This window comes from Bradyrhizobium sp. B117, from assembly GCF_038969555.1.
Taxonomy (GTDB): Bacteria; Pseudomonadota; Alphaproteobacteria; order Rhizobiales; family Xanthobacteraceae; genus Bradyrhizobium.
Genome location: NZ_CP152414.1, coordinates 6,756,924 through 6,774,494, shown reverse-complemented (window position 1 = coordinate 6,774,494; position 17,571 = coordinate 6,756,924). Strand labels below are relative to the sequence as shown.

The 17,571-nt window shown below is 64.6% G+C and carries 18 protein-coding genes; 8 read left to right on the top strand and 10 right to left on the bottom strand.

The window, feature by feature from the left end; genetic code table 11:
* Window positions 1-114: 114 nt before the first annotated feature.
* The 4 genes from gcl to AAFG16_RS32930 all read left to right on the top strand — a co-directional run bounded on the left by gcl (window position 115) and on the right by AAFG16_RS32930 (window position 4,098).
* Entirely contained in the window at window positions 115-1,905 is a 1,791-nt protein-coding gene (gene gcl, locus AAFG16_RS32945; protein WP_283080631.1) for a glyoxylate carboligase, read from the top strand.
* A gap of 11 nt (window positions 1,906-1,916) precedes the next feature.
* Window positions 1,917-2,702: a hydroxypyruvate isomerase gene (hyi, locus tag AAFG16_RS32940; protein ID WP_342732007.1), complete on the top strand. Its 786-nt coding sequence runs from the start codon at window positions 1,917-1,919 to the stop codon at window positions 2,700-2,702.
* A 12-nt stretch (window positions 2,703-2,714) separates the two neighbouring features.
* Complete coding sequence (locus AAFG16_RS32935) at window positions 2,715-3,602, top strand: 2-hydroxy-3-oxopropionate reductase (RefSeq protein ID WP_342732005.1); 888 nt, start codon at window positions 2,715-2,717, stop codon at window positions 3,600-3,602.
* A gap of 112 nt (window positions 3,603-3,714) precedes the next feature.
* Window positions 3,715-4,098, top strand: a complete 384-nt coding sequence (locus tag AAFG16_RS32930; RefSeq protein ID WP_283080628.1) for a DUF1236 domain-containing protein — start codon at window positions 3,715-3,717, stop codon at window positions 4,096-4,098.
* A 38-nt stretch (window positions 4,099-4,136) separates the two neighbouring features.
* Here the strand turns inward: AAFG16_RS32930 and AAFG16_RS32925 are convergent, their stop codons facing one another.
* From AAFG16_RS32925 to AAFG16_RS32915, 3 genes are all read right to left on the bottom strand, one after another.
* A complete protein-coding gene (locus AAFG16_RS32925) occupies window positions 4,137-4,514 on the bottom strand; it encodes a VanZ family protein (RefSeq protein WP_342732002.1) in 378 nt (125 codons plus the stop codon).
* A gap of 77 nt (window positions 4,515-4,591) precedes the next feature.
* On the bottom strand, window positions 4,592-5,188 hold the full coding sequence (locus tag AAFG16_RS32920; protein ID WP_342732000.1) for a thiamine pyrophosphate-dependent enzyme: 597 nt from the start codon (window positions 5,186-5,188) through the stop codon (window positions 4,592-4,594).
* An 8-nt stretch (window positions 5,189-5,196) separates the two neighbouring features.
* Window positions 5,197-5,757 (bottom strand): decarboxylase, encoded by a 561-nt coding sequence (locus AAFG16_RS32915; protein ID WP_342731998.1) that lies wholly within the window; start codon window positions 5,755-5,757, stop codon window positions 5,197-5,199.
* A 243-nt stretch (window positions 5,758-6,000) separates the two neighbouring features.
* Here AAFG16_RS32915 and AAFG16_RS32910 point away from each other — a divergent pair, with 243 nt between their 5' ends.
* From AAFG16_RS32910 to AAFG16_RS32900, 3 genes are all read left to right on the top strand, one after another.
* On the top strand, window positions 6,001-7,050 hold the full coding sequence (locus AAFG16_RS32910) for a hydroxyacid dehydrogenase (RefSeq protein WP_342731996.1): 1,050 nt from the start codon (window positions 6,001-6,003) through the stop codon (window positions 7,048-7,050).
* A 120-nt stretch (window positions 7,051-7,170) separates the two neighbouring features.
* The gene (locus AAFG16_RS32905; RefSeq protein WP_283087025.1) at window positions 7,171-7,611 is read left to right on the top strand and encodes a flagellar basal body protein; all 441 of its coding nucleotides are present in this window, start codon (window positions 7,171-7,173) and stop codon (window positions 7,609-7,611) included.
* Between the two features lie 131 nt (window positions 7,612-7,742).
* Window positions 7,743-7,952 carry a hypothetical protein gene (locus tag AAFG16_RS32900; protein WP_283080623.1) on the top strand — a complete coding sequence of 70 codons (210 nt, stop codon included), beginning with the start codon at window positions 7,743-7,745 and terminating at the stop codon, window positions 7,950-7,952.
* Between the two features lie 3 nt (window positions 7,953-7,955).
* Here the strand turns inward: AAFG16_RS32900 and AAFG16_RS32895 are convergent, their stop codons facing one another.
* From AAFG16_RS32895 to AAFG16_RS32885, 3 genes are all read right to left on the bottom strand, one after another.
* On the bottom strand, window positions 7,956-8,531 hold the full coding sequence (locus AAFG16_RS32895) for an N-acetyltransferase family protein (protein WP_342731993.1): 576 nt from the start codon (window positions 8,529-8,531) through the stop codon (window positions 7,956-7,958).
* 6 nt (window positions 8,532-8,537) lie between these two features.
* Window positions 8,538-10,895 carry an Orn/Lys/Arg decarboxylase N-terminal domain-containing protein gene (locus AAFG16_RS32890; RefSeq protein ID WP_342731991.1) on the bottom strand — a complete coding sequence of 786 codons (2,358 nt, stop codon included), beginning with the start codon at window positions 10,893-10,895 and terminating at the stop codon, window positions 8,538-8,540.
* A gap of 162 nt (window positions 10,896-11,057) precedes the next feature.
* Window positions 11,058-11,537: an Lrp/AsnC family transcriptional regulator gene (locus AAFG16_RS32885; protein WP_027558885.1), complete on the bottom strand. Its 480-nt coding sequence runs from the start codon at window positions 11,535-11,537 to the stop codon at window positions 11,058-11,060.
* A 142-nt stretch (window positions 11,538-11,679) separates the two neighbouring features.
* On the opposite strand from AAFG16_RS32885, the gene ald reads away from it, so the two are divergent.
* Window positions 11,680-12,795, top strand: coding sequence for an alanine dehydrogenase (ald, locus tag AAFG16_RS32880; RefSeq protein WP_342731986.1), 1,116 nt, complete (start codon window positions 11,680-11,682; stop codon window positions 12,793-12,795).
* An 8-nt stretch (window positions 12,796-12,803) separates the two neighbouring features.
* On the opposite strand, the gene AAFG16_RS32875 is transcribed toward ald, so the two are convergent.
* From AAFG16_RS32875 to AAFG16_RS32860, 4 genes are read right to left on the bottom strand one after another with little or no spacing between them, the layout of a single operon-like run.
* Entirely contained in the window at window positions 12,804-13,439 is a 636-nt protein-coding gene (locus AAFG16_RS32875; RefSeq protein ID WP_342731984.1) for a DsbA family protein, read from the bottom strand.
* 17 nt (window positions 13,440-13,456) lie between these two features.
* A complete protein-coding gene (locus AAFG16_RS32870; protein WP_342731982.1) occupies window positions 13,457-15,367 on the bottom strand; it encodes an NAD(P)/FAD-dependent oxidoreductase in 1,911 nt (636 codons plus the stop codon).
* The gene (locus AAFG16_RS32865; protein WP_342731980.1) at window positions 15,364-16,011 is read right to left on the bottom strand and encodes a TetR/AcrR family transcriptional regulator; all 648 of its coding nucleotides are present in this window, start codon (window positions 16,009-16,011) and stop codon (window positions 15,364-15,366) included. Before AAFG16_RS32865 ends, AAFG16_RS32870 begins: the two co-directional genes overlap by 4 nt.
* Window positions 16,008-17,501 carry an AMP-binding protein gene (locus tag AAFG16_RS32860; RefSeq protein ID WP_342731978.1) on the bottom strand — a complete coding sequence of 498 codons (1,494 nt, stop codon included), beginning with the start codon at window positions 17,499-17,501 and terminating at the stop codon, window positions 16,008-16,010. The genes AAFG16_RS32865 and AAFG16_RS32860 overlap by 4 nt, the downstream gene beginning before the upstream one ends.
* Window positions 17,502-17,571 lie beyond the last annotated feature (70 nt).

Sequence of the window (17,571 nt, the reverse complement as noted above, 5' to 3'; positions counted from 1 at the left end):
GCCGCATTTTTCCCACGGCTGCCGCATCGTGGAAAATAAAATCGATCTCGTTGAGATCGGCCTCTGCGCGCTCAATGATCTCGCTCGCTGACTTAAGCCAAAGCGAGGTCCGATATGGCGAAGATGCGAGCCGTCGATGCTGCCGTGCGTATCCTGGAGAAGGAAGGCATCTCGACTGCCTTCGGTGTTCCCGGGGCGGCGATCAATCCGCTTTACTCGGCGCTGAAGAAGCGCGGCTCGATCCGCCACATCCTGGCGCGCCATGTCGAGGGTGCCTCGCACATGGCGGAGGGCTATACCCGCGCCAAGGCCGGCAATATCGGCGTCTGCATCGGCACCTCGGGGCCGGCCGGCACCGACATGATCACCGGGCTTTATTCGGCGATTGCCGATTCCATCCCGATCCTCTGCATCACCGGCCAGGCGCCGCGCGCGCGGCTCTACAAGGAAGACTTTCAGGCCGTCGACATCGAGTCGATCGCAAAGCCGGTGACGAAGTGGGCTGTGACGGTGCGCGAGCCGGCGCTGGTGCCGCGCGTGTTCAGCCAGGCGTTTCATGTGATGCGCTCGGGCCGGCCGGGACCGGTGCTGATCGACATGCCGCTCGACGTCCAGCTCGCCGAGATCGAGTTCGACGACGAGACCTACGAGCCGTTGCCGGTCTACAAGCCGACCGCGACCCGCAAGCAGGTCGAGAAGGCGCTTGAGATGCTCAACGCGGCCGAGCGGCCGCTGATCGTGGCGGGCGGCGGCATCATTAATGCCGACGCGTCCGACCTGTTGGTTGAGTTCGCCGAGATCGCCAACGTGCCGGTCGTGCCGACCCTGATGGGGTGGGGCGCGATCCCCGACGATCACGTGCTGATGGCCGGCATGGTCGGCCTCCAGACCAGCCACCGCTACGGCAATGCGACGCTGCTCGAATCCGACTTCGTGCTCGGCATAGGCAATCGCTGGGCCAACCGTCACACCGGCTCGGTCGAGACCTACACCAAGGGCCGCAAATTCGTGCATGTCGACATCGAGCCGACCCAGATCGGGCGGGTGTTCAATCCCGATCTCGGCATCGTCTCGGACGCCAAGGCTGCGCTCGAACTCTTCGTCACCGTCGCCAGGGAGTGGCGCCGGTCAGGCAGGCTCCGCGAGCGCCAGGCGTGGCCCGCGGCCTGCCGCGATCGCAAGAAGACCATGCTGCGCAAGAGCCATTTCGACAACGTGCCGATCAAGCCGCAGCGCGTCTATGAGGAGATGAACAAGGCGTTCGGCCGCGATACCACCTATGTCACCGTGATCGGCCTGTCCCAGATCGCCGGCGCGCAGTTCCTCGGCGTCTACAAGCCGCGCAACTGGATCAATGCCGGACAGGCGGGGCCGCTCGGCTGGACGCTGCCGGCGGCACTCGGCGTGCGTGCGGCGTGCCCCGAGCGGGAGATCGTCGCGCTCTCGGGCGATTACGACTTCCAGTTCCTGATCGAGGAGCTCGCGGTCGGGGCGCAGTTCAATCTGCCCTACATCCACGTCGTCGTGAACAATTCCTATCTCGGCCTGATCCGTCAGGCCCAGCGTGGCTTCGACATGGACTATCACGTCCAGCTCTCGTTCGAGAACATCAACGCGCCCGAGATCGGCGTCTACGGCGTCGACCATGTCGCGGTGGCCGAAGGCCTCGGCTGCAAGGCGATCCGCGTCACGGACCCGAAGGACACGCAGGCTGCGTTCGCGACCGCGCGCGAGCTGATGGCGAAGCACCGCGTGCCCGTGGTGGTCGAGTTCATCCTCGAACGTGTCACCAACATCGCGATGGGCACCGAGATCGACAACATCGTCGAGTTCGAGGAGGTGCTGGATCTGCCGCTCGACGAGGTCGGAACCAAGCAGCCTGGCGTGTTGCAGCCGGCGGAATAGGGGAGAGCATCATGCCGAAATTTGCCGCCAACCTCACCATGCTCTTCAACGAGATGCCGTTCATCGACCGCTTTGCCGCGGCGAAGGCGGCCGGCTTTGCCGGGGTCGAATATCTCTTCCCCTATGATTTCGACAAGGCGCAGCTCCGCGAGCAGCTCGAAGCGCATGGTCTGACCCAGGTGTTGCACAATCTCCCCGCCGGCAATTGGGCGGCCGGCGAGCGCGGCATCGCAATCCTGCCCGATCGCGTCAGTGAATTCCGCGATGGCGTGTTCCGCGCCATCGACTATGCCAAGGCGCTCGATTGCGACCAGCTCAACTGCCTCGTCGGCATCGCGCCTGTCGACGCCGATCCGCGCGAGCTTCAGGAGACGCTGGTCGGAAACCTGCGCTTCGCCGCCTCGACGCTGGCGCGGGAGAACATCAAGCTGCTGGTCGAGCCGATCAATACGCTCGACATTCCCGGCTTCTATCTCAACGGCACCGAGCAGGCGGTGCAGCTGATCTCAGAAGTGCGGTCGAACAATCTGTTCATCCAGTACGACATCTATCACATGCAGATCATGGAGGGCGATCTCGCCCGCACCATGCAGGAATATCTGCCGCAGATCGCGCACATCCAGCTCGCCGACAATCCCGGCCGCCACGAGCCCGGCACCGGCGAGATCAACTATCCCTTCCTGTTCCGCCACCTCGACGCGATCGGCTATCGCGGCTGGATCGGCTGCGAATACAAGCCGCGCACCACGACGCTGGAAGGCCTGTCCTGGCACGCCGCGCAGACTTTTGAGACCTGAGGAAATCTGGACATGATCGACATCGGCTTTATCGGACTTGGCACCATGGGACGGCCGATGGCCGGCCACCTTCTGGCTGCGGGTCATCGCGTTCTGCTGCACGACGTCGCGCCGGTCGCGCCTGAGCTGATTTCTGCGGGCGGCGTCGCCTGCAAATCAGCAAAGCAGGTCGCGGAGGAGGCGGATGCGGTCATCATCATGGTGCCGGATACGCCGCATGTGGAGGCCGTGCTGTTCGGCAAGGACGGCGTCGCGGCTGGCATCTCCAAAGGCAAGATCGTCGTCGACATGAGCTCGATCTCGCCGCTGGCGACCAAGGAGTTCGCGAAGAAGATCGAGGCGCTCGGCGCGGACTATCTCGACGCGCCGGTGTCGGGCGGTGAGGTCGGGGCGAAGGCTGCGAGCCTCACCATCATGGTCGGCGGTCCCGAGCGCGCCTTCAACACCATGAAGGGCGTGTTCGACAAGATGGGCAAGAACGTCACCCATGTCGGCGCCAATGGCGATGGCCAGACCACCAAGGTCGCCAACCAGATCATCGTCGCGCTGACGATCGAGGCGGTGAGCGAGGCGCTGCTGTTCGCATCGAAAGCCGGTGCCGATCCGGCACTGGTGCGCAAGGCGCTGATGGGCGGTTTCGCCTCGTCGCGGATACTCGAAGTGCATGGCGAGCGCATGGTGAAGCGCAATTTCGAGCCCGGCTTCCGCATCGAGCTGCATCAGAAGGATCTCAGCCTCGCGCTGGAAGGCGCGCGCTCGCTCGGCCTGTCGCTGCCGAGCACGGCGGTGGCGCAGCAATTGTTCTCGTCCTGCACCGCCCATGGCGGCAAGGCCTGGGATCACTCCGCGATGGTGCGGGCGCTGGAACTGATGGCAGGCCACGAGATCGCCGCGGCCTGAACTGTTACGCGGTAACACTCTGCAGATTTGATGCTTCTTTCGTCGCGGCGGAACCGGAACAATGCTCCGGCCCCGCGGTTGAAGGCGCACAACAACACTGGAGAGTGTGGACATGAAGACCCGTCTTGCGATTTCGTTGGCTGCCGCGTCGCTGCTGGCGTCTAGCGCAGCCTTTGCCCAGTCGACGACCGAACAGGGCGCCAGGGACGGCGCGCGTGCGGGCGGCGACATCGGCGGACCGGTCGGCGCGATGGTCGGCGGCACCGTCGGCGCGGCCGTCGGCGCCGGTCTCGAAATTCCGAATGCAGTGCTGGGCGGAATCCCCCGCGATGACTCTGTCGTGATCCATGAGCGCGTCGTGGTCGGCGAACCGCTGCCCCCGACCGTGGTGCTGCGCCCGGTGCCGAACTACACCGAGTATCGCTACGCGGTCGTGAACGATCGCCGCGTGATCGTCGAGCCGCGCACGCGCCGCGTGGTCAAGATCATCGATTGATCAAAGCGTAGGCTGTGAAGATCGGGCCCTGCGGAGCATCACTCCGCGGGGCCTTGGCTTGTCAGGGTGGGACCAGCGCGAAGGCGCGCGAGCGCCCAATCGGCTGCGGCGGCGAGGGCAGAGCCGATGCAGGCCGCGCCGGCATCGACCAGGAAATCTTCAAGCCGTGCATGCCGTCCCGGTGCCCACAACTGCATCAGTTCGAGCACGCCGATCAGGGCCACTGCGATAGCGGTAACGGCTCCGCGGCGGTTCCTGTAACCGACGCCAAAGGCCAGCCCGACCAGGACGAAGGCGAGGCCATGCTCGCCGTCCTGCCCGAGGTCGGAGTGCGGCCGCAGGGGCGGCGGTCCCAGGGTCGCAAAGGCGACGGCGGCCGCAAGAAGCCAGGCGAACAGGCGAACAAGGATGGACATCCGGCGCCGATAGCACGGATTTGCAACGGCCTGTTACCGGATATGGATCAGATCGCCGTGTAGTTAATGACGGAACGTTAAAGTGGCTCGCGCACGCCGAGGCCGTGCATGAAGCGCTCCCGGATCTGCACGGGGTCGCGCCGGGTGGTGCCAACCCCCGGCTTGTCGTCGATGCGCACCGCAATCAGGCTGGGCTCGGAGCGGGACATTGCCTCGTCGACCAGGCGCTCGAAATCGTCCTCGTCTGCGGCCCAGGCGCTGTTGGCTAGCCCCGAAGCGGTGGCGATGCCGACGATGTCGGCCACACTCGCAGCCGGCGTCGGTTGCGCGCCGGTGATCTGGTAGATGCCGTTATCCATCACGATCATGATGAGGTTCTTCGGCTTCAACGCCGCAATGGTCGAGAGCGCGCCGAGCTGCATCAACAGCGAGCCGTCGCCTTCGAGTGCGAAGACGCGGCGGTCTGGCTGCGCCAGCGCGACGCCAAGCGCGATCGGGAAGGCGAGGCCCATGCTGCCCAGCATGTAGAAATTCTGCGGGCGATGGCCGGCGGCCCAGAGATCGAAATTGGTGTTGCCGATGCCGCCGATCACGGCTTCCTCGCGCTTGAGCTTTGCGATCAGGCGCGAGGTGACGTCGAAGCGGTTCATGACCTTGGTATTGCGATTGTCCATGGCCGCACTCACTTGTCGAAAACCTTGCCGCCGGTGAGCAGCGGGTTGAGGATCAGCGCCACCGGCGCCTGCGTCGTGACGGCCTGCTTGATCGAGCGGTCGGCGATGAATTCGAGCTCGTCGAGCCGGGTGATGGTGTGGTGCTCCAGCGCGAGCGAATCCAGAACCGGGCGCATGGTGCGGCAGACCAGCGACTGGCCGTAATTGAACTCGCCGAGCGTGCCGCGCTCGGACACGAACATGATCAGCGGGATCTGGTAGGGTACCGCGAGCGAAGCGAGTACGTTGGCGAGCGTGGCGAAGCCTGAGGTCTGCATCAGCACCGCGCCGCGTCGTCCGCCCATCCAGGCACCGGAGACGATGCCGACGGCCTCCTCCTCGCGGGCGGTGGCGAAGGTCGTGAAGAAGGGATCGGCGTGCAAATTCTTGATCAGCGGCGTCAGCACGCGGTCGGGCACGTAAGGGATGAGGCTGATCTCGTTCCGCTTCAGGGTCTGCAGGATGATGCCGTGCCAGCTCTTGTCGCTGGACCCCTGTGCTGCCTGGGCCTGCTGTTCTGCAGTCGCCATTGCGTTCTCCCTCGAGCCGCGCATGCTTCTTGGTTCCGGCCGTCGCGGCGGTCTGCCGAACTTGACGCAGGCAGCGGGATTGTCAACATGTCCGGGTCGGCACCGTGATCTGCGCCAGACGGCCTGCTGTCGCCGGCACCGCCATGGCATAAGCGGCGACAATGAGAGACGGGAGGGACGCATGGACGGGGCACAGATTGCGCTGGTCTTGCGGGTCTCCACGAGAGAGCCGGAAGGATACCGATGTCGGTCAACAGCAAGCGCGTCTTCTACGTCAAGTATCTGGCCAATCCGATCTATATCGACATCCTGAAGGCGCGGCCCGACGTCCGGCTCGATCGCATCGAGAACGAAAGCCCCGAGGACTTTTACGCGCCGATCCTGAGCGCAGCCCATGTCTACCAGATCGGCGCGGCCCGCGACGAACTGGCTCCGCACTTCCATGTCGACGCCGCCCTCCTGAAGCGCACGCCGAACCTCCTGCTCGTCTCCAGCAATGGCGCCGGCTTCGATCCGGTCGACGTCGAGGCCTGCACGGATGCGGGTGTCCTGGTCGTCAACCAGTCCGGCGGCAACGCCCATTCCGTTGCCGAGCACGCGCTGGCGATGATGCTGACCTTGTCCAAGCGCATCATCCAGTCCGACCGCAGGCTCCGCAGGGAGTCCAACGTCAACCGCAACGAGCTCGTCGGCAACGAGATCGAGCACAAAACCGTCGGCATCATCGGTCTCGGCAATGTCGGCAAGAGGATTGCCGCGCTGTGCAAGGGCCTGCTCGGCATGAAGGTGCTGGCCTACGACCCGTATTTATCGGCCGAGGTGATGGCCGAGCGGGGCGGGGAGAAGGTCGAGCTCGACGAGCTCCTGCGCCGCGCCGATTTCGTCTCGATCTCCTGCCCGCTGGACAAGCGCAGCCGCAACATGATCAGCACGCGCGAATTCGCGCTGATGCAGCCGCACGCCTATTTCATCACCACGGCGCGCGGCTTCATCCACGATGAGGATGCGCTGCTCCAGGCCTTGCGCGACAAGCGCATTGCCGGCGCCGGCCTCGACGTCTGGTCCAAGGAGCCGCCGCCGCCGGAGCATCCTCTGCTCCAATTGGACAATGTGCTGGCAAGCCCGCACACCGCCGGCGTCACCATCGAGGCGCGTCAGAACATGGGCCGCATCGCCGCCGAGCAGGTGCTCGAGACGCTCGACGGCAAGCGCCCGCCTCGCATCATCAATCCCGAAGTCTGGCCGCGCTATGCCGAGCGCTTCAAGCAGGCTTTTGGCGTGACGCCGAGGTAGGGAACGCGCGCGAAGTCTGATCGGGCTCCGATCGTTGGTTACGAGGCTGAAAACAGAAAGCGGCGGATTTTACCGATGCGGTGAATGAACACGTATGACTTGTGCTGTAGATCAGGGGGCATGAGCATACTCTCGATTGCGACATCCGGACTTTCTGCGGCGAGCCTGCGCGTGAACGTGGCCGCCAGCAATATCGCCAACGTCAACACGACCGGGCCGCTTCCAGCATCAGGCGGACCGAGCACAGCGGCCAGCTCGGGCATTGCTCCGACGTATCCTACCGCTTATGTGCCGCTGCGCGTCGATCAGGTCTCCCAATCGAGCGGCTCGGCGCCCGGCGGTACGATCGCGACCGTGTCGGCGGTTTCGCCAAGCTATACCGCGCAATCCGACCCGAGCGCTCCCTTCGCTAACCAGGATGGCCTGGTCGCCGCACCGAATGTCGATCTCGCCAATGAGTTCGCTCAGCTGGCGACAGCAAAGTACAGCTTCATTGCCAACGCGAAGGTCATTCAAGCCTACGCCGAGACGGAAGACACGCTCCTCGATATCAAGACGTGATTGCTGACGGATCGTTTCGAAGCCTCCCTTTGGCGGCGGGAACCGTCGCCGACCTTGATCCGCGTCAAAATCTCCTTCCCCTATCCGGCCTAAATGGGATTAGAGTGCCGCCGGGGTAGGCAGGAGGTTCCATGTCCACTTATGTCGTGAGGTTCATGAAGGACGTGCTCGGCCACGGCCGGGAAATCGAGGTTTGCCAGGGCACCCTCGAGGTCGACGCCTGCGATGAGAACGAAGCCAAAGAACGGGCGAAAGCAAAGTTTTGCAAGGACCAGGCGTTGCTTCACTGGTCGCTGCATGCCGACCGCATCCAGGTCAGACCGGCTGACTATCCGTCCTGAGGTTTAGCGTCCGGGTGCCGTGAGCGACGGCGGAGAGGTTGCGCCCGCGCCGAGCGAGCGCTGCACCATGACGGTGTCGGACCAATGGCCGTGGCGATAGGCGACGCCGCAGAGCAGGCCGGCGCGCGCGAAGCCGAATTTTTCGTGCAGCGCCAGCGAGGGCGCGTTGTCGGCATCGATATAGCCGATCATCTGGCGGAAGCCGGCGGCAGCGCAGGCGTCGATCAATTCGCCGAGCAAGAGCCGTCCGACCCCGCGGCCGAGATGCTCGTGGTGGACATAGATCGAGTGCTTGGCGGTGTAGCGATAGGCCGGCCGCTTGCGAAACAGCACCGCATAGGCATAGCCGACGACCTCGCCGCGCCAGGTCGCGACCAGGTGCGGCAGGCGGGTCTGCTTCAAATTCTTGCGACGGTCGCGCAAATCGTCCGGCTCCGGCGCGCCGGTTCCCTCGACGTCGCGCGGCACGCCGTTGCGGACGTGATGGCGGTAGATCGCCAGCATCGCCTCGACATCGCTCTCGCGTGACGGCCTGACCAGGACAGGCTCGTCACTTGCGCGCACAGCTGTTTCGTTCATCGGCACCTACTCGGCAACGACGTAAGTATAGAGCCCGATACGTCCCTGCGCATCGATCTCCTTGTAGACGCCCTGGATTTCCACATCGAAGCCTGGAAACGTGTTGAAGCAGGTCTCGAACATCTTGAGATAATCCACCATGGGTTTGGCCCGTTCCGTCAGCCGCTCGCCGGGCACGATGGTGGCGATGCCGGGCGGGTAGACCACGAAGGGCGTGGTGGCGATGCGGCCCGCGATCGCCTCGATCGGCAGATAGTCGACGTCGTTCTTGAACAGATAGCGCGCGGCATCGCGGGGCGACATCGCGATCTCGGGCATGTGTTCGGGCATGAACTGCCGGGCCTGGAGCGCGCTGACGTCGGCGGCGCGGAAGAAGCGGTGCATGTCGGCGCAGAGATCGCGCAGCCGCACGCCGGAATAGCGCACCTGCCGCCGCTGGTAGAACTCCGGGATGACGTCGGCCAGCAGTGCATTGTCGTCATGCAGCTTCTTGAAGGCGACAAGGCCGGAGATCAGGGTGCCGGCCTTGCTCGCCTCGACGCCGGGCGTGAGCAGGAAGAGCAGGGAGTTGAGGTCGTTCTTCTCGGGGACGATGCGGTTCTCGCGCAGATATTGCGCGACGACGGGCGCGGGGATGCCGTGCTCGGCATAGGCACCGGTCGCGCGGTCGAAGCCGGGGGTCAGCAGCGTCAGCTTGTTCGGGTCGGTGATGGCGAAGCCTTCAGCGAGATTGGGGAAGCCGTGCCAGTTTGTATCGGGCGAGAGCTGCCAGAGCGCGGGATTGGTGGCGAGCTCGTCGGTGGAGAGGGACTCCCAGGCGACGTTATGCGCGGCGCCGGGCCGGCTCACGTCGGGGATGGCCACGCGATCCGGCACGAAGGGTTCGAAGAACCAGCGCCGGTCCGGATTCTGCTCCTTCTCCTCGAACTCCCGGCGCATCGCGCGGACTTTCTTGCGCAGCTCGATGCCGAGGCGGATCGTGTCGTCCCAGAGTACCTCGCCGGAGCGACCCTTCATCATCTGCGCGCCGACGTCGAGCGAGGCGAACAGCGGGTAGAACGGCGAGGTCGAGGCGTGCTGCATGAAGCTTTCGTTGAAACGACGGTGCTCGACGCGCCGCTTCTGGCCGCGGATGTGGCGGTCCTTGATGTGGATCTGCGAGGCCTGCGAGAAGCTCGCGAGCTGCTTGTGGGTCGACTGCGTCGCGATGATGCCGGGCGCCTCGGGCGGAAGGTTGGTGAGGCCCATGGCGAATCGGCCGGCATAGAGCGGGTGGAATTTCATGAAGCCGGCCCAGGCCTCGTCGAACAGTATGTATTCGCAGAGATGGCCGATGCGCTTCAGGATCATCTCGGCGCTGTGGATCGAGCCGTCATAGGTGCACTGCTCGACCACGGCGACGCGGAACGGCCGCTCCTTGCGCCAGGCGTCCCTGTCGGTCACCAGTGGATGGTTGCGGATCGCCTCGCGCAGGGCCTTCTCGTCGAGCATGTCCCACCGCATCGGGCCGATCAGGCCCCAGGCGTTGCGGACGGTCGGGACATAGACCGGGATGCCGCCATTGATCATCAGTGCGCCGTGATGGGCGGCCTTGTGGTTGTTGCGGTCGAACAGCACGAGGTCGCCGTCGGTGACGAGGGCGCCGAGCGCGACCTTGTTCGAGGTCGAGGTGCCGTTGAGCACGAAATAGGTTTTCTCCGCGCCGAAGATCTGCGCGGCTTCCTTCTGCGCCTTCAGCGCCGGCCCCTCATGGGTGAGGAGGTCGCCGAGATCGAGCACGGAATTGTCGAGGTCGTCGCGGAACACGGATTCGCCGAGATGCTCGACGAAGACCCGGCCGATCGGGCTGCGGTTGTAGAACACGCCGCCGTTGTGACCCGGGCAGGTCCAGAGCTGGTTGCCTTCCTCGGCATAGTCGACGAGGGCGCCGAAGAAGGGCGTCTTCAGCGTCTCGGCATATTGCTTGAGCCGGCTGATCAGGTTCTTGGCGATGAAGGTCGGCGTCTCCTCGGAGAGAAAGACATAGCCGTCGATGAAGTCGAGCACCTCGACCGGCAGGTCCTCGAAGCGCTTGCGCCGGATCAGGAGGATGATCGGGAAGTCGAGGCCGCGGCGCCGCATCAGGTTGATCAGGGCCGAGGTCCTGCCTTCCAGGCCCTTCTTGCCCCAGTCCACCACCATGCAGCCGATCGCGGCGTCGGTCTGCACCGCGATCTCGGCGTCTTCCAGCTTGCGGGCCCGGACCACCTCGAAGCCGGAGCGCTGGATCTCCTCGATGATCTGGTTGAAGCGGAGACCCTCGAGGTCGTCGGCGTCGAACGCAGGTGCGGCGAACAGGAAGTTGAAGCGCTTGAAATAGTCCATGGCGTGTCCCGAATGTGCGAGACCGACAGGTCTCTGCACATTCGATGACAGTTCTATGACAGCGAGGGGGCCGGCGCGGATTGCGTAGAGGGGAAACTCTCCGCGAACCCCAATTCACTGCGTCTGCCGTGCCAGCCCCTAAGAACGGGAAAGGGAAAAGAGCTACCGCTTCGCCTCGCCGAACACCACCGTCGGCACGGCGCGGTTGACGATTTCGCGGAGCGCAAAGCTCGATTGCACCCGCGCGACGCGCGGCAGGCGCGACAACTCGGTGCGATGGATGCGCTCGAAATCCTGGATGTCGCGGGCGAGCACGATCAGGATGTAGTCGTCGGTGCCCGACATCAGGAAGCAGCGCACGACGGAGGGGCATTTCACCACCTCGGCCTCGAACGCCTTCAGCGCCTCGTCGCTCTGGCTCTCCAGTGCGATGCGGACCAGCACGGTGGTGGTGAGGCCGAACTGGTTGAGATCGAGCGCGGCCTGGTAGGCCTGGATGTAGCCGTCGTCCTCCAGCGCCTTCTGCCGCCGCGCCAGCGCGGTGCTGGATAGCCCGACCTTGTTGGCGAGCTCGGTGTGGCTGGCTCGCGCATTGGTGGTGAGTTCCGCGAGGATGGCGAGATCTTTCCGGTCGAGGGCCAAGGTTTTGTTTCCGGCGTGAAAGGGCGCTTCCGCGCCGGAAACCGGCGCGCATGTGGCAAACCTAGCGGATATTTGCACGAAACCAAACCGGCCCCGTCGCTACGATCAACAACGGAATCAATGCGTTGGCGAGGAGCTCAAGATGCGCGTCGGTGTGCCCAAGGAGATCAAGGTGCAGGAATATCGCGTCGGGCTCACCCCGGGCGCGGTCCGTGAATATGTCGCGGCCGGACATCAGGTCACGGTCGAGACCGGCGCCGGCAGCGGCATCGGCGCGTCCGACGAGGTGTATGAGCGGGCAGGGGCCACCATCGCCGCGAGCGCGCGCGACATCTTCGCCGCATGCGACATGATCGTGAAGGTGAAGGAGCCGCAGAAGAGCGAATGGGCCCAGCTGCGCGAAGGCCAGATCCTGTTTACTTATCTCCACCTCGCGCCGGATCCGGAGCAGGCCAAGGGGCTGCTCGCTTCCGGTTGCACCGCGATCGCCTATGAAACCGTCACCGACGCGGCCGGTCAGCTCCCCTTGCTGGCGCCGATGAGCGAAGTCGCCGGCCGCCTCGCGATCGAGGCCGCTGGCGCCGCGCTCAAGCGATCCGCGGGCGGTCGCGGACTGCTGCTGGGCGGCGTGCCCGGTGTGCAGCCGGCGCGCCTCGTCGTGCTCGGCGGCGGTGTGGTCGGAACGCAGGCCGCGCGCATGGCTGCGGGTCTTGGCGCCGAAGTCACGGTGATCGATCGCTCAATTCCACGCCTGCGCCAGCTGGATGACGTCTTTCTCGGGCGAGTCCGCACCCGCTTTTCGACCATCGAGGCGGTCGAGGACGAGGTGTTCGCCGCCGACGTCGTGATCGGCGCCGTGCTGGTGCCGGGTGCCAGCGCGCCGAAGCTCGTCACGCGCGCGATGCTGAAATCCATGAAGCCGGGTGCGGTGCTGGTCGACGTCGCGATCGACCAGGGCGGCTGCTTCGAGACCTCGCATCCGACCACGCACACCGATCCGACCTACGAGGTCGACGGCGTCGTGCACTACTGCGTCGCCAACATGCCGGGCGCGGTGCCGGTGACCTCCAGCCAGGCGCTGAACAACGCGACGCTGCCGTTCGGCCTGATGCTCGCGAGCAAGGGCTTTGCCGCGGTGCTGGAGAATCCGCATCTGCGCAATGGGCTGAACGTGCATCGCGGCCGCATCACCAACAAGGCGGTGGCGGAGAGCCTCGGACTCGAGTTTGCTCCGGTGGAGAGCGGGCTCGCGGCTTAGGGCAGCTCTCAATCTGGCTTGCGGTGGCGGCTGCCGAGCGCGGCCGCGATCGTCTCGGGCTTCTCGATGCGTTCGATCAGCATGTCGATGCGGTCGCCGCCCCAGAACAGCTCGCCGTTGAACACCATGGTCGGCACGCCGAACACACCAAGTGCCTCGGCCTCGTCGATGATGCGATCGTGCTCGGCGCGGGCAGGGCCATTGACGTAGGCTTCGAACTCGCTGGGCGAGCCACCGCACGAGGTGATGATTTCGGTAATTGCGGCGAGATCGTCGATCTCGAGCTCATGGCTCCAGAATTTACGGAATACCGTGTCGTGGTAGGCGCGGAAGAAGCCGTGCCGTTGCGCGAACAGCATGCCGACACTCGAATAGAAGGCGTCGTAGATTCGCCGCGGGCCCTTCATGACGAGCCCTTGCGCATTGGCATAGCGCCGCGCGTCCATATAGGCGTAGCGCACCTTGCGCCAGAAATGCGGCGTGCGCTCCTCGACCTTGCCCATGAACTCGGCGATGCGCAGCGTGTAGGGCAGCCATTCGAGCTCGACCCCATGCGTCTGTTCAAGTTCGAAGAGGCGCTTGTTGGCCACGAACGCGTAGGGACTCTTGTAATCAGTGTAGACGCGGACGATCGGCTTCGGCATTGGGCACTCCCTGCAGTCTACGCCTTCGTCAGCCTATATTGCCCCAAATCGGGGTCATGCGTCATGCGCCAATAGTCCACGAACCGCCACGGCATGGCCGAAAACACGCGGCCACTTGAGTTGCGGTAGTAAGTGCTCATGCCCGGATGGGTCCAGATCATGGCCTCGTGCTCGACGTCGACCTTGCGGACGTAATCGCCGAGCACGTCGGGGCGAACGTCGATGGCGGCGATATCGCGCTCGATCATCTCGGCGAGACAGGCGGAGATGTAGCGGCTCTGGCATTCCGACTGGAAGATGACGCTGCCGCCATGGGCAGGACCCGAGTTCGGGCCGAGCATGCAGAAGAAGTTGGGAAAATCAGGCACGGTGAGGCCGAGGAACGCGGTCGGATTGTCGTTGGCCCAGGCCTGTCGCAAATCCTTGCCGCCGCGGCCGCTGATGTTGAGGCGCGCGGCCATCTCCGTCACCTTGAAGCCGGTGGCGACGACGATGATGTCGGCGGGGCGGTGCTTGCCGTCGGCGGTGATGATGCCGCTCTCGTCGAAACGGTCGATCGTATCGGTGACGAGCTCGACATTGTCCCGCCTCAAGGTCTTGAACCAGTTGTTGTCGAGCAGGATGCGTTTGCCGTAGGGCGGATAGGTCGGAACGCATTTCTCGATCAGGTCCGGCCGTCCCTGCAGTTCGGACAGGATGAAATCGGTCAGCTCCTGGCGGTGCCGGTCATTACCCTTGTTGACGGCGCGCTCGGGATGCGGCCAGGCCGGGTCCTTGCGCAGGAACGGCAGCAGGCCGTCGCCATAGCGCCAGAACATGTTGAAGCGATACCACTGCACATAGAACGGCAGATGCGCCAGCAGCCAGCGCGCGCCCTCGGTGATCGGGTCGGAATAGCCCTTCACCGGCCGCGCCCATTGCGCGCTGCGTTGATAGACCGTGACTGACGCGACGCGGCCGGCGATCGACGGCACCAGCTGCATCGAGGTCGCGCCGGTGCCGATTACGGCGACATGCTTGCCGTCGACATTGATGTCGCTGGACCACAGCGCCGAATGCAGGATCGTGCCCTTGAAGGTGTCTTCGCCCTGGAAGTGCGCACGGGAGGGATCATTGAGCTGGCCGATCGCGCTGACCAGCGCGGTGGATTCGAAGATCTCTTCGCCGTCTTTCGTCTTCAGCGTGGATATCCAGCGCTTCTTGCTCTCGTCCCAGCGCGACGAGGTCAGCTCGGTGTTGACGCGCAGATGCTTGCGGATGCCGTATTCGTCGGCCACCTTGAGCAGATAGCCGAGCAGCTCCTCGCGCTGGCAGAAATAGCGCGTCCATGCATTGCCCGAGCCGAACGAGTAGGAATAGGAGTGGTTCGGCGTGTCGACGCCGCAGCCGGGATAGCGGTTGATCCACCAGGTGCCGCCGAGCTCGCCGTTTTTCTCGACGATGGTGTAGGGGATGCTGAGATGGCCAAGCGCGACGCCCAGCGCGATGGCGCAGACGCCGCCGCCGACGATCAGCACGCGCCGCTCTGCAAGCTTCTCGTCGGCAGGCCTCTTGGTCCAGCGCGCCTCGCGCGGCACAAAGCCCATCTCCTCGCGCATCAGCGGCGCATATTCCGGCGCGACGTTCTCGCCGAGGCAGGCGCGCATCATCCTGAGCAGCAGCTCCTCGCCGGGATCGGTAATGACAGGTTTTGGCGTGCCACCGGCAAAGAGCGTCACCACCGCGGCACAGATCTCGTCCTGGATCTCGCGGCGCACGCCGGCCTCGGGGTCGGGGATGAGGCGGATGTCGCGCTTGGGCAGGTACGGCGGCTCGAGCCATTTCTCGTCGCCCGTCATGTGCACCAGCACCATCAGCAGGCAGCGGATGTCGGCTTCGGCAATCGCCGAGGCGAGGTCGAGCGGCTTGTGTGGAGATGCGATGTTCATGGCGTATCCTGATCTCCGGATGCAGTGAAGAGGCCGCGCGTCATCAGCTTGCGATAGGCGGAGATGACGTGGTCGGGCACGGCGGTGACGCCGCCGTCCGAATAGGAGTAGCGGCGGCTGAGATAGCCGCGCGAGCCCATCAGCATGTGGACGATGGCCTCGAATTCCTCGTCGCTGTAATCGTGAATCGCGCCCGCCGTTCGCGCGCGACGCAGAATGCGGACATAGGCAGTCGAGATGTTGTCGAGGTGCTTCTGGTAGCCGGTGGGCGCGAAGAACTCGGCCTCGTTGAGGATGCGCAGGAATTCCGGCACTTCGCGGATGAAGTCGAAGAAGGCGGAGAAGCGCGAAATTTCCTGCAGCGCCGCATCCGCCGTGCCGGTGCGGGCGCGGATGAACTCGACCATGTCGAGGCCGATCTTCGGCAGCAGCTGGTCGAGCAGCTCCTGCCGGTTCTCGAAATGGTTGTAGAAGGTGCCCTGCGCGACGCCGGCCTCTTCGGTGATGCGAGCGACGGAGGCTTCGGCATAGCCATATTTGCCGACGATCTTGGTCGCGGCGTCAAAGATCTTCTGCTTGGTCCAGGCGTTGCGCTCGACGCGGTTGAGCTTGGTCACCTTGGCGTTCGCGTTCGTCTGCGTCATTCAGGAGTCTCCAGCTCGGCGCGCAGCACGCGCTTGAGGATCTTGCCACTGGGATTGCGGGGGAGGCTGTCGCGGATGATCAGCTGTTTCGGTACCTTGAAGCTCGCCAGTCGCGCGCGGCAGTGCTCGGTGAGGGAAGGGAGCTCGAGGCTCGCGCCTTCAGCGAGCACGACGATCGCGACCGGACGCTCGCCCCAGCGCGGATCGCGCAGGCCGATGACGGCGACCTCGCGCACCTCAGGCCGATCGTAGATGACGCGCTCGACCTCGGAGGAGGCGATGTTCTCGCCGCCGGAGATGATCATGTCCTTCTTGCGGTCGGTCAGATACAGGAAGCCCTCGTCGTCGAGATAGCCGACATCGCCGCTGCGGAACCAGTCGCCGAAGAAGGCCGATGTGGTCTTCTCCGGATCCTTCCAATAGCCGCGCGTGATCTTGGGGCCGCGCAGGCAGATCTCGCCATTGACGTTCGGCGGCAGCGCCTTGCCGTCTTCGTCGCGGATCTCGATCTCGACATGGGCGATGGCGCGCCCGGTCGAGCCGATCTTCTCGATCTCGCGACCGGCCTCCATGAAAGTGTCGCCGCCGACGGTCTCGGTGAGGCCATAGGCGTCGATGTAACGCGCGTTGCGGAAGAATTCCGAGAACGCGCGGATGCGCACCTCCGGCGTCTTCTCGCCGCCGCCGATCGCCCATCTCAGGCTGGAGACGTCGTAGCGATCGCGCGTGGGGCAGGTAAGCATTGCCGTCGTCATCACAGGCGCGAACCATGCGGCGTTGAGCCTGTCCTCGGCGATCGCCGCAAGCGCCGTCTCAGGTTCGAAGTTGCGCTCGATGCGGATGAAGCCGCCATGCCAGAGCACGGCGATGCCGGGCAGGTCGAGGGCGCCGACATGATAGAGCGGACCGACGACGAGGAGGCGCGTCTCGGCACTGAGGCCGAGCGCGATCGTCTGGTCGGCCGACTTCCAGTAGAAATTATCGTACGAGAGCACCACGCCCTTGGGGCGGTCGGTCGTGCCGGACGTGTACATCAGCCGCATCAGATCGGATCGCGCGCGGACGTGCATGGACGCGGGCGACGCATCGCCTGCGAGATGCGTGACGCTTTGCTGCGCGGCCTCGCTCAGCACGACGATCTTCGCGCCCGCTGCGTTCGCAGCCAATTCCTCGTCGACGATCAATAGCCGCGCGCCGGCATTGCCGGCGATGTAGCCGACCTCGTCGCGCGAGAGGCGAAAATTGATCGGCAGAAACACCGCGCCGAGATGGCTGGTGGCGAACACCAGCTCCAGGAACGCCGCGCTGTTCTTCATCAGCACCGCCACGACATCGCCGGCGCCGATGCCCTGCGACGCGAGCCAGCCAGCCACTTGCCGGATGCGCGCATCGAACGTCGCGTAGGGGATCTCCTCGCCGCGATATTTCAGCGCGGGCCGGTCCGGCGTTCGCCGGGCATGAAAGGCGATGAAGCTCGAAAGGTTGATCATTCTGCGGTTTCGGGCCGATTGCCGGCCTCGTTTCCTACCTTGATGAATTCTGACTCATAATTCATCTTTG

Excerpts from the sequence above, each read along its gene's own strand:
- ald (WP_342731986.1), top strand. The coding sequence starts at position 11,680 with ATGCGCGTCGGTGTGCCCAAGGAGATCAAGGTGCAGGAATATCGCGTC.
- AAFG16_RS32865 (WP_342731980.1), bottom strand. The coding sequence starts at position 16,011 with ATGACGCAGACGAACGCGAACGCCAAGGTGACCAAGCTCAACCGCGTC.
- AAFG16_RS32870 (WP_342731982.1), bottom strand. The coding sequence starts at position 15,367 with ATGAACATCGCATCTCCACACAAGCCGCTCGACCTCGCCTCGGCGATT.
- AAFG16_RS32935 (WP_342732005.1), top strand. The coding sequence starts at position 2,715 with ATGATCGACATCGGCTTTATCGGACTTGGCACCATGGGACGGCCGATG.
- AAFG16_RS32920 (WP_342732000.1), bottom strand. The coding sequence starts at position 5,188 with ATGGACAATCGCAATACCAAGGTCATGAACCGCTTCGACGTCACCTCG.
- AAFG16_RS32905 (WP_283087025.1), top strand. The coding sequence starts at position 7,171 with ATGAGCATACTCTCGATTGCGACATCCGGACTTTCTGCGGCGAGCCTG.
- AAFG16_RS32895 (WP_342731993.1), bottom strand. The coding sequence starts at position 8,531 with ATGAACGAAACAGCTGTGCGCGCAAGTGACGAGCCTGTCCTGGTCAGG.
- hyi (WP_342732007.1), top strand. The coding sequence starts at position 1,917 with ATGCCGAAATTTGCCGCCAACCTCACCATGCTCTTCAACGAGATGCCG.
- AAFG16_RS32910 (WP_342731996.1), top strand. The coding sequence starts at position 6,001 with ATGTCGGTCAACAGCAAGCGCGTCTTCTACGTCAAGTATCTGGCCAAT.
- AAFG16_RS32860 (WP_342731978.1), bottom strand. The coding sequence starts at position 17,501 with ATGATCAACCTTTCGAGCTTCATCGCCTTTCATGCCCGGCGAACGCCG.
- AAFG16_RS32930 (WP_283080628.1), top strand. The coding sequence starts at position 3,715 with ATGAAGACCCGTCTTGCGATTTCGTTGGCTGCCGCGTCGCTGCTGGCG.
- AAFG16_RS32925 (WP_342732002.1), bottom strand. The coding sequence starts at position 4,514 with ATGTCCATCCTTGTTCGCCTGTTCGCCTGGCTTCTTGCGGCCGCCGTC.
- gcl (WP_283080631.1), top strand. The coding sequence starts at position 115 with ATGGCGAAGATGCGAGCCGTCGATGCTGCCGTGCGTATCCTGGAGAAG.
- AAFG16_RS32875 (WP_342731984.1), bottom strand. The coding sequence starts at position 13,439 with ATGCCGAAGCCGATCGTCCGCGTCTACACTGATTACAAGAGTCCCTAC.
- AAFG16_RS32915 (WP_342731998.1), bottom strand. The coding sequence starts at position 5,757 with ATGGCGACTGCAGAACAGCAGGCCCAGGCAGCACAGGGGTCCAGCGAC.
- AAFG16_RS32900 (WP_283080623.1), top strand. The coding sequence starts at position 7,743 with ATGTCCACTTATGTCGTGAGGTTCATGAAGGACGTGCTCGGCCACGGC.
- AAFG16_RS32890 (WP_342731991.1), bottom strand. The coding sequence starts at position 10,895 with ATGGACTATTTCAAGCGCTTCAACTTCCTGTTCGCCGCACCTGCGTTC.